The sequence below is a fragment of the Mucilaginibacter metallidurans genome, assembly GCF_003286435.2.
GTDB classification, from domain to species: Bacteria; Bacteroidota; Bacteroidia; order Sphingobacteriales; family Sphingobacteriaceae; genus Mucilaginibacter; species Mucilaginibacter gossypii.
On record NZ_CP043449.1, the window covers coordinates 315,946 to 328,873 of the forward strand.

At 39.5% G+C, this 12,928-nt stretch carries 13 protein-coding genes and 1 tRNA gene; 9 read left to right on the forward strand and 5 right to left on the reverse strand.

All coding sequences use genetic code 11. The features are described 5' to 3' along the window. The first annotated feature begins 42 nt into the window (after positions 1-42). Complete coding sequence (locus DIU38_RS01525; protein WP_112657652.1) at positions 43-1,431, forward strand: sulfatase family protein; 1,389 nt, start codon at positions 43-45, stop codon at positions 1,429-1,431. Between the two features lie 144 nt (positions 1,432-1,575). Here DIU38_RS01525 and DIU38_RS01530 read toward each other — a convergent pair whose 3' ends face one another. Together DIU38_RS01530 and DIU38_RS01535 are read right to left on the reverse strand one after the other, a co-directional pair. Continuing rightward, positions 1,576-2,523: a polysaccharide deacetylase family protein gene (locus tag DIU38_RS01530; RefSeq protein WP_112657650.1), complete on the reverse strand. Its 948-nt coding sequence runs from the start codon at positions 2,521-2,523 to the stop codon at positions 1,576-1,578. Positions 2,524-2,527: 4 nt separating this feature from the next. Beyond that, a complete protein-coding gene (locus DIU38_RS01535) occupies positions 2,528-2,923 on the reverse strand; it encodes a DoxX family protein (protein WP_112657648.1) in 396 nt (131 codons plus the stop codon). Between the two features lie 87 nt (positions 2,924-3,010). On the opposite strand from DIU38_RS01535, the gene DIU38_RS01540 reads away from it, so the two are divergent. After that, positions 3,011-3,853 carry a helix-turn-helix domain-containing protein gene (locus DIU38_RS01540; protein ID WP_112657646.1) on the forward strand — a complete coding sequence of 281 codons (843 nt, stop codon included), beginning with the start codon at positions 3,011-3,013 and terminating at the stop codon, positions 3,851-3,853. A gap of 94 nt (positions 3,854-3,947) precedes the next feature. Here the strand turns inward: DIU38_RS01540 and DIU38_RS01545 are convergent, their stop codons facing one another. Together DIU38_RS01545 and DIU38_RS01550 are read right to left on the reverse strand one after the other, a co-directional pair. Beyond that, on the reverse strand, positions 3,948-4,520 hold the full coding sequence (locus tag DIU38_RS01545) for a DUF4304 domain-containing protein (protein WP_112657644.1): 573 nt from the start codon (positions 4,518-4,520) through the stop codon (positions 3,948-3,950). 77 nt (positions 4,521-4,597) lie between these two features. Further along, positions 4,598-4,669, reverse strand: a tRNA-Arg gene (locus DIU38_RS01550). A 268-nt stretch (positions 4,670-4,937) separates the two neighbouring features. On the opposite strand from DIU38_RS01550, the gene DIU38_RS01555 reads away from it, so the two are divergent. The 3 genes from DIU38_RS01555 to DIU38_RS01565 all read left to right on the forward strand — a co-directional run bounded on the left by DIU38_RS01555 (position 4,938) and on the right by DIU38_RS01565 (position 8,474). Beyond that, positions 4,938-6,467 (forward strand): glycoside hydrolase family 28 protein, encoded by a 1,530-nt coding sequence (locus DIU38_RS01555; RefSeq protein WP_112657642.1) that lies wholly within the window; start codon positions 4,938-4,940, stop codon positions 6,465-6,467. Between the two features lie 293 nt (positions 6,468-6,760). After that, complete coding sequence (locus tag DIU38_RS01560) at positions 6,761-7,630, forward strand: inositol oxygenase family protein (protein ID WP_112657640.1); 870 nt, start codon at positions 6,761-6,763, stop codon at positions 7,628-7,630. Between the two features lie 250 nt (positions 7,631-7,880). Continuing rightward, positions 7,881-8,474: an RNA polymerase sigma factor gene (locus DIU38_RS01565; RefSeq protein WP_112657638.1), complete on the forward strand. Its 594-nt coding sequence runs from the start codon at positions 7,881-7,883 to the stop codon at positions 8,472-8,474. A gap of 15 nt (positions 8,475-8,489) precedes the next feature. Here the strand turns inward: DIU38_RS01565 and DIU38_RS01570 are convergent, their stop codons facing one another. Beyond that, a complete protein-coding gene (locus DIU38_RS01570; RefSeq protein ID WP_112657636.1) occupies positions 8,490-9,131 on the reverse strand; it encodes a class I SAM-dependent methyltransferase in 642 nt (213 codons plus the stop codon). A gap of 462 nt (positions 9,132-9,593) precedes the next feature. Between DIU38_RS01570 and DIU38_RS01575 the strand changes: the two genes are divergently transcribed. The 4 genes from DIU38_RS01575 to DIU38_RS01590 all read left to right on the forward strand — a co-directional run bounded on the left by DIU38_RS01575 (position 9,594) and on the right by DIU38_RS01590 (position 12,928). Continuing rightward, positions 9,594-10,439, forward strand: coding sequence for an RteC domain-containing protein (locus tag DIU38_RS01575; RefSeq protein ID WP_034871388.1), 846 nt, complete (start codon positions 9,594-9,596; stop codon positions 10,437-10,439). Between the two features lie 251 nt (positions 10,440-10,690). Continuing rightward, entirely contained in the window at positions 10,691-11,044 is a 354-nt protein-coding gene (locus tag DIU38_RS01580) for a helix-turn-helix domain-containing protein (protein WP_034871389.1), read from the forward strand. 24 nt (positions 11,045-11,068) lie between these two features. Further along, positions 11,069-11,377, forward strand: a complete 309-nt coding sequence (locus DIU38_RS01585; RefSeq protein ID WP_034871390.1) for a helix-turn-helix domain-containing protein — start codon at positions 11,069-11,071, stop codon at positions 11,375-11,377. A 144-nt stretch (positions 11,378-11,521) separates the two neighbouring features. Beyond that, positions 11,522-12,928 (forward strand): DUF3945 domain-containing protein, encoded by a 1,407-nt coding sequence (locus DIU38_RS01590; protein ID WP_432211739.1) that lies wholly within the window; start codon positions 11,522-11,524, stop codon positions 12,926-12,928.

Consider the following 12,928-nt stretch of genomic DNA (forward strand, 5'->3'; position numbering starts at 1 on the left):
CTTTAACGGTCGTCCGTTATAAAAAACTATTTTCACGGGGTAATGAAATATCTAACCAAATTAACCTGCAAAGGCCTTTTTCTCTTGTGCCTGCTATTTTTAATTGAACCAGTTTCGGCCCAGAAAAAACAGCTGCCTAATATCATTTTTGTTTTGGCCGACGATATGGGCTATTCCGATTTAAGTTGCTATGGTAACCCGGTGATCCGTACACCATTTTTAGATAAGATGGCGCAAAAAGGGGTGAGGGCAACCAATTACGTGGTTAGTAGCCCAACCTGTACACCATCGAGGGCTTCATTGCTTACCGGGCGCTATGCTTCAAGGATGAACCTGCCTTACCCTATAGGCCCCGGCTCGTCGCTTGGGATTCCTGATCAGGAAATTACCATTGCCGAAATGCTGAAACAAATTGGCTATAAAACGGCCATGATAGGCAAATGGCATCTCGGCGATCATGCAGCTTATAACCATCCCATGGCACAGGGTTTTGATTCATACTATGGTTTGCTGTACAGTCATGATTATCGCTCGCCTTATGTGAAAACCGATACTACCATTAAAGTATTCCGAAACCACAAGCCCGAAATTTTAAAACCTGCCGATTCATCACTGATTGAGTTATACAAGCGCGAAGCCATCCGCTTTATTAAGGAGCAGAAAAAGGGTGATAAGCCGTTTTTCTTATACCTTGCTCACAACATGCCGCATCTGCCGGTAGCCTTTGCATCATCGGCGAAAAATAAAAACAGAAGCGATGGCGGTCATTTAGGTGATGTAGTTGAACAACTGGACGAAAGCCTTGGCCAGGTTTGGGCAGAGCTTGAAAAACAGGGACTGGCTGATAATACAATATTCATGTTTTCGAGCGATAATGGTCCATGGATAGATTTTCCCGACCGGATGCTGGGCGATAGTGCTACCAGGCGTTGGGATGCAGGTACCGCAGGTGTATTTCGCGGCAGCAAGGGATTAACATACGAGGGCGGTGTACGCGAGCCGTTCATCGTTTACTGGAAAAACCATACCCCAGTTGGCGCAAGCATTACCAGTATGATGAGCAACCTTGATGTGTTGCCTACACTTGCCAATTGGACTGGTGCCCCGCTGCCGAAAGGCCGTACACTTGATGGACAGTCGATAGCCGACGTGTTAACAGGAAAAGCGCCTAAACATCCAGAACACAGACCTATTTACTATTACAATAACAGCGTTTGCGAGGCTGTGCGCCTTGGCGACTGGAAGTATCGTGAAGTAAAGGCAAATAACAACGTTGGTGGCGTAGCAGGTTCACCGCTACTTGCAAAAACCGAACTGTTTAACCTGGCTTATGACCCCAGCGAGCGTACTAACGTAATAAAAGAATACCCTGAAATGGCCCAAAAGTTAAAAGCTCTTTTTGACCAGTATCCGGGTATGAAGGAGAATTAGGAATGAAAATAAAAATAAAAGTCATGTTGAACTTGTTTCAACATCCCAATAGTTAAGCAACCGTGCTAAGCAAATCGGCTACTTGTTATGTGGGGTGCTGAAACAAGTTCAGCATGACTTTTATTTATATAAGTCCGGAGGAAATCAACTCTCCCTTATCGTCGTCTTATCCTCCAAAGCCATTTTAGCGATCTCATCTTTGCGTTTAAAACTTACGCCTTTGTGCTGCTGTATGTATTTTATCAGATCATTGGCGGCCTTAACCATTTGAGGGGTACCACCAATACGATCGTGAAAACTGATTGACATTTGCCGGCGTTTAAACTCAGCCTCGGCATAAAGCTGGTCGAACTCCATTTTTACCTGTGTGAGGAATTGATCTGGCGAGAAATTTTTGCCTTCAATCAGCACAATATCGTTGTTGCGGATGGTGTAAGGCACCACCACAAAATCCTTCTGATTAACCGGGATAATAAAAGGCTCATCACGGCTCAGGTCGTCAATGTGGTATACGAAACCAAGTTCCTGTAGTATTTTCAGTGTGTTTCCGCCGCGGCGTAGCCAGTTGGCATTGTAGCCTACCGGGGTAAACCCGGTTACTTTTTTAATGGCATCTGCACCGTCTTTTATAAACTGCTTTTCCTGCTCGTAGGGCATAGTGTATTGCGTTGCCCAGTTCATACCATGAGCTGCTGCCTCGTGCCCGCGGTCTACAATTTCTTTAGCTAAAGCAGGATTTTTGAGCACTGCCGAACCAACCATGTGCGATGTTACTTTAATGCCCAGCTTGTCCCAGTTATCCAGCATACGGGGAACCCCTTCTTTATAGCCGTATTGAAACCAGGTTGCGCCGGGCAAATCAATAAAGCCTTTTTGCATATTCTGCGGAAATGGGCTTTCGGCATTATCCGGCTGACCGCCTGCTTCAAACTGCATGGATACTGAAACCACCAGCTTTGAACCATCGGCCCATTTTGAGGTGTTAAAGTTGTTTAAAGGTGTGCTTTGTTTAGCTGATGCTAAATTACTGCCTACAAGGCCGGCTAAACCTAAAAGCCCGCCTTGTTTTACAAAATCTCTTCTTGAGCTCATGATATTATTTATTGAAGAAAAGGTTATCTAATGAATAGGTATTGTTAGCTGCAAACTGAAGCAGCACGGCAAAAAAAGCAGCATGGATCAGCTGTGAAGGAAGGATCTCCCAATTTTCAATCAAACAGCTGCCTAATATTAATATCATCATTACTGCGCCGCCGGCAACTAAAGCAGGCTTGGTGAATAATCCGGATAGGAGTAACACGCCTATAGTAAATTCGGCAATTGGTAACAGGTAACTGAAAGGTGTTACCATAAATTTAGGCAGCATTGATTTTTCAAAAGTGCCAACCATCCATTGGCTAAAGCCATTCAATTTAGGTAAGCGAACCAGGCCGTGACCAAACATGCTGGCTCCAATTGCCAGTCTTAGTATTACAAATGTTAAATCGTTCATGATGTGTTTGTTTTGATAAGTCAAAGTTCTGTATAATCAGGGCCTTGGTCTTGTACATTCAGGGGGATGATCTGTAACTTTACGGGTATGGAAACCAAAAACCTATACCGGCCTTATGAACTGGAATTGCTTGAAACAAACCAGTATACGGCTAAACCGCACCGCAATACTTTTTTTGAAATGGTATTTACGCTGGAGGGCAAGGGGATCCAGATCATTAACGGGCATGAACTTCCTTACGCTGCTAACAAGTTCTTTTTGATTTTTCCGGAAGATCATCATGGCTTTGAGGTGCATGAGCTAACCCGCTTTTATTTCATCCGGTTTACCGATAGCTATCTGAAAACCCAAAGCGATCAATGGGTAAAGAAAATGGAATTCATTTTTCATAACCATAACCATTTGCCAGGTTGTATCCTTAAAACAGTTACCGATAAACCGCTGGTTAGGGCGCTGATAGAGGCTTTACAACGAGAAACATCAAACGAGTTTCCTCAGCATAATGAGGTAGTTGAGCAATTGATGAATACTATTATAACCATTGCCGCCCGCAATATCACGCTACAGCAGCATGCTAATATTTTAAAACAACCTTCAACAACTACGTTGCCGTTACTTAACTATATCCACGAATATATTTACCAGCCCGACCGCCTCAAGGCCGAGTGTATAGCCTCGTCATTTAACTTTTCGCCAAACTACATCAGCGAATATTTTAAGAAAACCACCGGCGAAAGCTTGCAGCAATATATCACCAGCTATAAACTGAAACTGATAGAAACCCGCCTGCAATACACCGATAAACGCATGAGCGAAATAGCCTATGAGTTTGGTTTTACAGATGAAAGTCACCTGAATAGGATTTTTAAAAAATATAAAGGAGAGAACCCCACGGCGTTTAGGAAAAGGTATGCTGAAGTGAATAGGTAAGCTTATATTGTGGTCATGACAAGATTTTGAACTATTTTTTTGAACAGCTGAGAAGAATTGCAGAATGGAAAAGTTGAAAGTGATAAAACGTCAACTAATTATCCATGCGTACATCTTTATACCCAAGAGCAAGGCTTTGTTTTATACGGGGAGCCCAAAATTCGTCTGAATAAAAATCGACAATAGACTCTTTGTTAGTTAATGAATTAAATTTCGGTAAAATGAGTAATTCAAAATCAGCTATAATCTGTTTGGTAAACCTATCCAGATCGGTAATATCATCAATGTGATATCCATTTGCGCCTTTCCAATACTCATTTTTTTTGACTTCAAAATAACTTTCTCTTATGTGAGGGATCCCATCGTGAATTGTTGGTTTGTTACCATTTTTAATATCGGTTGTTAACCCGGTCGTAAAGTTGAAACAAAAATCAACCGAATTCATTGAATTCCATGAAAAGTTTTGTAATTCAATAAAATTAAAAAATGATCCATTAAATTTCCACCATTTATTCCCAGCAGTCTTATAACCTTCGGCTTTTAAAAGTGGTTTAAGGGAGTCTCTAATAAAAGTTAATTGCTTTTCTTTACCACTCCTGCCTGGTGCGGCTTGAAGAGTAGGATCAATTGATGGCTTAAGACGAAAAAGATTAGAAAGAAAATCCATCGAAAACTATTTAAATCGAAAATAGTGAAAAGCCTGAGATACAAAACACAAAACCCACATTTCTGTGGGTTTTGTAGTGCTCCCGACGAGATTCGAACTCATATCGATGGTACCGGAAACCATAATTCTATCCATTGAACTACGGGAGCAGACAGGGGCAAAGATATAAAATTGATTTAAACCAAAAGCATTGTTTGATATATTAAGATGTCGTAATAATGCACAAGTTTAGTAAGGATTATTATCAACACTATCTGCGCTACGTAAACGTTTACGTAAATAAAAAGTATGTCTTCGTCGCCAATTAAATTTAAAGTTTAATAGTTTAGGTGTTTAATGTACAATTAAACGCTTCATTGTTCGTAAACTCAATAAGCGATAAACCTGCTTAATTTTTCTTTTAATTATAACTTAATAATGAAAATCCTTCATTTTTTAACGTTGCTTATAACGCCATTTGCCGGTTATGCGCAACAAAAAGTTTTTAACATTACCGATTACGGTGCTAAAGCTGATGGTATTACCAACAATACAATCAGCATTCAAAAAGCTATTGATAATGCAAGCGCACAGGGCGGAGGTACGGTATATGTTCCCGCAGGGAAGTTTCTAACAGCTGCTATCAGCCTAAAATCAAATGTTACCCTTAACCTTGCCAAAAATGCTGTATTGCTGGGCAGCGCAAAAAGAATTGATTATGGCGAAGGCCATGCAGCGCCATTGATAGCCGCCAACAACCTGCAGCATATTGCCATAACAGGTAAAGGCGCCATTGATGGAAATGGAGAAGAGTTGCTGAAAGACCTTTTTGCGATGCTGAAAGCGGGTAAATTAAGGGATTCGTTATGGCAAAAACAAAACCCCTGGGGGCAAACTCAGCCCGAGGAACCTAACCGGCCTAAATTGATCCATTTTTCAAACTGTACCGATGTGCTGATAAAAGGTGTAACCATGAAAAACGGCTTGGTGTGGGTGCAGGATTATACCAAATGCCGCGACCTGGTTATCGATAGCATAAAAGTAGAAAGCAACACGTATTGGAACAACGATGGTATTGATTTAGTTGATTGCCAAAATGTAAAGCTTACCAATAGCTTTTTTAATGCCGATGATGATGGTATCTGCCTCAAATCGAGCGACAGGAATAGTAGCTGTGAAAATATCTATGTGGCAAACTGTACCACCAGGTCAAGTGCCAGCGGCATCAAATTTGGCACGGCTTCGCATGGAGGTTTTAAAAAGATAACCATAAAGAATGTGAAAATTTACGATACCTACCGCTCGGCCATTGCATTGGAATGTGTTGATGGTGGCGTGATGGAAGATATTGATATCAGTAATATCAACGCGGTAAATACGGGCAACGCCATTTTTATCCGTCTTGGTCATCGTAATAAGGATATTGTAGTAAGCCGCATCAATGGTATCCGCATCAGTAATGTAACTGTAGATGTGCCTAAAGGTAAGCCCGATAAAGGCTATCCGATGGAAGGGCCTTTGGTTAAAGGGAACCACAATACATTTCCTTCGTCAATTGCAGGTTTGCCCGGGCACCCGGTTAAAAATGTAATACTCGAAAATATTAAGATAGTGTACCACGGCGATGCCAGCAAAGCTGTAGCAAATGTCAGCCTTGATTCGTTAACAAAGATTCCCGAAAACCCGCATGATTACCCCGAGTTTTCAATGTTTGGCGAACTGCCGGCCTGGGGTTTTTACACACGGCATGCGGAAGGGGTAACTTTTAAAGATGTAACCCTTAGCTGCCTGGGGAATGATTTCAGGGCTGCCGGTGTGTTTGATGGTGTGGATAGGTTGACTATTAATGGCCTCAAAATACCGCAGGTTAAATCACTGCCGGTGATTGTGTTTAACAGGGTAAGCAAATCTTCGGTTAAAGGCATTCAGATTCCCGGAACGAGTAAAAATAAGATCCTTAAGAGGTAATTTCATTTCACATCAGGAATCAGCCTTGCTAAATCAATTTAAGGGCTTTTAACGTCGTGTGTGCAGCTTTTAACGTTAGTGTAACTTAATCGTTTACGTAAATAAATATTGCAGTTAATATAAAAGGACCGTTTTTTTTATCAAAATTTAATCATTATAAAACTAAACGGAGCATTGGATTGCAGCTCCAGTAAAACGTAAAGCCGCAATAATTAATTGGATTTTCCTGTGGTATTTGGTTTGGGAGCGCAATAAATATCAAGGTGCTTAATATTTAATAAAAGGTTTACAATATGGAAAAGTTAACTGAAAAAGAGATATCGCCATTGCCGAGTCTTGACGTATGGGAAGATGATGTATTGAGCAGGTACCCGGAACCAGGTACTGAGAAGGCCAAAGAGGAGTTCAGGGTTTATAACGACGATGAAAATAACCCGGTGCGGGAATTTTACAGGCTTAACCATACTTATCAAACCTATGGCAACGTACTGGCCAAAAAGGCAAACTTTTTACAGTTTGATAAAAAGGAAATGCCATGGTGGTCGGCAATGGAATATCTGAACACCCTGGTTGATGAATCGGATCCGGATATTTCGCTTGATCAGCTGCAGCATTTATTGCAAACATCTGAGGCTATCCGCGCCGATGGACACCCGGATTGGTTTGTATTAACAGGCTTTATACATGATTTAGGCAAGGTACTTTGCCTTTTTGGCGAACCGCAATGGAATGTAGTGGGCGACACGTTCCCGGTAGGCTGCAAGTTTTCGGATAAGATAGTTTACCCGGAATTTTTTGCCGCAAATCCTGATAGCTACGATGAGCGTTACAATACCAAGTATGGCGTTTATACTCATAAATGCGGGCTCGAAAATGTGCATATGTCATGGGGACATGATGAGTACCTGTACCATATCACCAAAGATTACCTGCCCGAAGAAGCTTTGTACATGATCCGCTATCACTCATTTTACTCACAGCACCGCGAAAAAGCGTATGACCATTTGTTGAATGCGCATGACCAGGAAATGTTTAAATGGGTTGATAAATTTAATCCGTACGATCTGTACTCTAAAAGCCCGAAACCGCCGGTAGTATCCGAGTTAAAACCTTATTATGAGGATCTGATTGCCAAATATCTGCCTGCAACAGTTAAATTGTAATTTAACGGGCTGTAGTTTTAGTCCCGTTTTTATATATTGGTCATTCCAGTTACCTGTTTAGCCCAGGCTATAGAAGATAAGTTTATAGTCTGGGTCAAGCTTTACAAAAGGCGATAAGCCTCCTGCCTGTTACTGAATAATAATTAATGGCGCTGCTATGGCGTGGCTTCGTTGATTGAAAAATAGTTGTACTTTTAACAATAATTCCTGCCTGTTGATTAAAGAATAAATAGATAATTATCAGTTTTTTATGGATTCAAATGGAGATAAAGATTTAGTGTTTCGCTTACACGATGATGACATCGGTGCATTTGATATGCTTTATCAAAAGTATCATCAGGCTATTTATCGTAACATATTCAAACTCACTAAAGACGATGATATCGCCCGGGATATTTTGCAGGATATTTTTGTGGCCCTATGGGAAAAACGGGCCGATATTAACCCCGATCAATCGGTAAGCGGCTGGTTGTTTGTATTGAGCTTCAATAAATCCATCTCCTATCTCCGCAAAAAAGTACGCGAAACGGCTGTTGTTAACACCATGCATTTTGCCGAAATGGAAACCGATAACGGCGACGTACAGTTAATGGATGAACAATATTATTTATTACAACAGGCTATTAACCAATTATCGCCGCAGCGAAAAAAGGTATTTACCCTTTGCAAATTGGAAGGGAAAACCTATGAAGAGGCTGCCGAGAAATTGAACCTTTCTAAACATACTGTTAAGGAATACCTCGGACATGCAGTTGTGGCAGTTAAAAACCACATCAAAGAGCATCAGGCCGAATGGAAAACCGCAGGGGTTATAATGGTTTGTTATTGGATTGGAACAAATTGATGATGGGGATTTATTTTAAACAATTGCTCCAACTAATTTCTTTCTTCCTACAAACCGGATAACCGAGCCTTGTCCGCTGTGATAAGGCCCTTCATTTAAATGGATCTCCGTTTCCAGAAGTTCTAAAATCTCGTAATTATTAAAATCTATTTTAACTTCCTCTAAAGAAAATAGTGATTCGATATCTCTCGGACCGCCCATTTTTTCATCTTTTGCAAGGTAGTCAAGGTGGCTTTTACTAAAAGCCTCAAAAATAATAAGCCCTCCGGTATTTAAATATTTGTCAAGGGTTTGATGTACAAATGATTTGATATTGGGAGGGAAGTGCGCATAAATCAAGGCGATCACGTCAAATTGCTCCTCTGTATAGTTGAGTTCCTGCAATTCTCCAACCCGATAATCAATAGCTACCTGTTTTTTTTCTGCAAGTTTCAGGGCTTTCTTTTGACCCTCAATACTAATATCGAATGCAGAAACCGCCCAGCCAAGCCCGGCGGCAAAAACAGCGTTTCGCCCTTCGCCTTCTGCAGGGAAAAGAATTTTGCCTGGTTTTAAAAGTGACAGTTGTTGTTGTAAAAAATTATTAGGCTGTTCACCATAGGCAAATTCTTCTTCAGCATATCGTTGGTCCCATTTTTCTGTCCAGGCATTTTTCATACAAGGGGTAATTACTTATCTATTTATTGATGATAAAGGTAGTATTTAAGTAAGTTAACACAAGGGCTGCAGTACATTGATGACAATAATGTGGCTGTGAAAAAAAATTAAATGCAGCTCAATTTTATGAGTTTTTATTTTTGTATAAAAAGATTAATATAGCCAAAATTGGCTAATAAAGAGCAGTTTACAAAAGTTGAAAACCTTATCGGTAACGATTTAGTAATGGTGCACACTGCGCTTACTTTCATTGAATTACCTTGTAAATCATCTTTGCAAATTTAATAAATAAAAGGGTAAAGTCTATAAGGCTTTACCCTTTTTGCACACAATATTCAAAAAAATCTTTCCCAATATGGGGGAACCTGTGGTGTTGGTTTCAATATTATTTCCAAATTTTGGCATACCAAGAACTAGATGAGTTCTGAATAAAATTCTGTAAACTTTAAAAACATCTATGCTATGGAAATTATATTGAGTAAAATATTATCAGAAATTCGGCATAAGGAGGACAAAATTTCTTCTCAAATGATAAGGTCATCTGATGAAGCATATCAAATGACTTTGTTTCTAAATGAAATGTTGTGTGCTATTAAAACTGAAGTATTGCAAGTTGGATTTTTAAATGAAGATCAAGAGGTTGATTTCTTTAAGAATGTTAAACCGCAAATCCTTGGAAAACTTATTTATTACAATAAAGTATTTCGGATAGAAACTACCTGTCCCGTGAGTAATGGTAAAATACATCAAAGTTATTATGAAAATGTTTTAAAAAATCTCAAGTTAGAATATAAAGAAAGTATTTGCAATGAAGATTTCTACAGATATTACCGTGCTGGCAGAACCGACCGTGATCACACTTATTTCAGGCTCGGAAAGATTAACTATCACGATGGATTAAAGAGTGGCGTATTTGAAATTGACCTTAGCTTCTCCACATATTACGACAACAAAATAGCACATATTATTGCCAATGAACTACTTTATACTTACACTCTTACTAAAATAAATCCTGAAGAAAATCCCGATACAATATTACAAAATTTAGATACAAACAAGGATATTTCGTGGACCAATTCTCAAAATGCACTTATCGAACTGATATATGCTCTGTATGCTTCAAATTCCATTGCATACGGAAAAATAGGCATCCGAAAATTAGCTTTGATTTTTCAAGTGCTATTCCGAACTCCCTTAAATGATATTCATCATTCTTTCCACCGAATGAAAACAAGAGCAGGTTCAAGAACTGCATTTTTAGACCAACTCAAAATATCCCTCGAAGAATATATGGATAAAGACCTTTAGCTATATCAAAAATAACCGTTTGAAAGCAGTACCAAAACGTACTGCTTTTTTCTTTGCCCATATCTGCCAATTGGCAAATGCTCTCAAAACTTCATTACAAAATATCCAAAATCCCATAAAAACCTTGTTAAACAAGGGTTTTCCCTAATTGTAAAAATTTTAAAAAAACAGACAAACCAATTGGCAAGGCTTGGCAGACAAACACTGCCACCTTTCACAATTTTGCATAGTGAACTTTAAAAAGCTATGCAATGAAAATAATAACCATCGAAGAAGACGTGTGGATACAGCTAAATAGCCGTATCAATGCCATTGCCGACTATTTGAAAAGACAGGAAGATAAAAGCTATGATGACCTGTGGCTCAATAACCACGAGGTATGCCAATACCTGCATATCAGCGAAAAAACCTTATGGCGTATGAGAACCAAAGGCGAGATTAGTTATTCAAAAATCTACGGTCAATATTTCTACACCATGGGATCCATAAAAGATATGCTTAATGCCAACGCCATACAGAGTAGTGAGGAATTTGTACAGGAGCTTATGGCAAAAGGTAAAAGCTATATAGAAAAAGGCAGAAAGCTAAAGACAGATAAAAAATAGGTATGAACCCTTAAAAATATCATTATGAATATTGACAGAATGGAATTTTTGGCGTGGATGGAACGCTTAATGGGACGTCTTGATATGCTGGGCGATAATATAGATGATTTACAGAAGAAACGTAATAGCATAGATGGCGAGGAACTGCTCGATAACCAGGATTTACTTCAGATGCTGAAAATCAGCAACCGTTCCCTGCAACGGTATCGCTCCATCGGCAAACTGCCCTATTATACTATTAGTGGAAAGCTTTATTACAAATTGTCTGATGTTCATCAATTCATCAGAGATAGCTTTAACCCACCCACAATTAAGATGAACGTCAATAAGTGACAAACACTGCCTTTGAGTGCCAAGTAATGCAATTCAGTGAAGGCTTCCTTTACATTCGGCATTGAATTTTAAAATTTTCAGACTATGAGTGAAGAAACAACAAATAAGCAGGAAATGCCCGAACAGTTATCGGACATATTGCTGGTGCTGGATAAAGAAAAAATGAAAATCCAAGCCGTAAAGAGTATAGACGAAAACGGGAAAATGGAAACTGTTGATCCCACGAAGAAAAACCAAAACCAGTTTATGCGTGTGGACAAAAGTGGTGATTTCTTTTCGAACTTCTTCTCCAATTTTTTCAGCCAGCTAAAGAACCCTACCAATTTTTCATTCTTTAAAGTGCCTTCACCTGTCGCTGTTGAAAAAGCACAGGAAATGCAAAAGCAGGTTGACAAGCCAACTCCTGAAGGCGAAAAAATAATGAAAGATCACGAAGTAAAAATAGAACAGCAATCGGATAAAAAACAAGTAAATCAAAATAATATGGCAACAACAGAAACAACACAGCAAGCAAGCGAATACCGCTACAAACCGGAGCAGATTGATTGGGATACTATGACCAATCTCGGATTAAGCAAGGAATACCTTGAAAAGAGAAACCTACTTGAACCTTTATTGAAAGGTTACAAAACGAATGAACTCTTACCGATTGGTGTCAACCTCGGTGGTACAATTCTTCGTACAGATGCCCGCTTGTCTTTACAGCAAGCCGAAGACGGAAAAGTTGTGGTAGGAATACACGGCATCAAAAAAGAACCCAATTTGCATTTTGAATTTTTCGGGCACAAGTTTACGGATGAAGACAAAAAGAACCTGCTCGAAACTGGTAATATGGGGCGTGTGGTAGATTTGAAAAATTCCAAAACTGGCGAACTGATGCCTTCCATTATCAGTATAGACAGACTAACGAATGATGTAATTGCATTGAGGACGGATTTTATAAAAGTTCCAGATGAAATTAAAGGCGTGAAATTGGACGATGCCCAGAAACAAACCTTAATGGAGGGTAAACCGCTAAAGTTAGAGGGTATGATTTCTACCAAAGGAACAGAATTTTCGGCAACAGTACAATTCAATGCAGACAAGCGATATGTGGAGTTTCTGTTTGACCGCAACAATTCTAACAGGCAAACCCAAAGCAATGGACAAACTCAAAACAATCAGCAAAACCAATCTCAGGAAGCTCCAAAAACATTCAGAGGTAAAGAATTGACCGATGATCAACATAAGGATTTTAAAGCCGGTCAAACCATCTACATTGATGGATTGAAAGATAAAAAAGGGCAACCATATCAAGGTTATATCACTTTCAATAAAGAAAATGGAAAAACCAATTTTGAATTTCCAAATCAATACAAGGAAAGAGTAAAACCAACCGAAGCCCATAAAACGCAAACTGCTGTCAATTCGGAGGGCAAGACCAATGAAGCGACCAAAAATATCAAAGAGCCTTTGAAGTCTGGTCAACAAACACCGAAAAACAAACAACAGCAGGAACAACAGGAAAAGCCCAAAGCTCCAGCAAAAACCAGAGGCAAAAAAATATCTTAA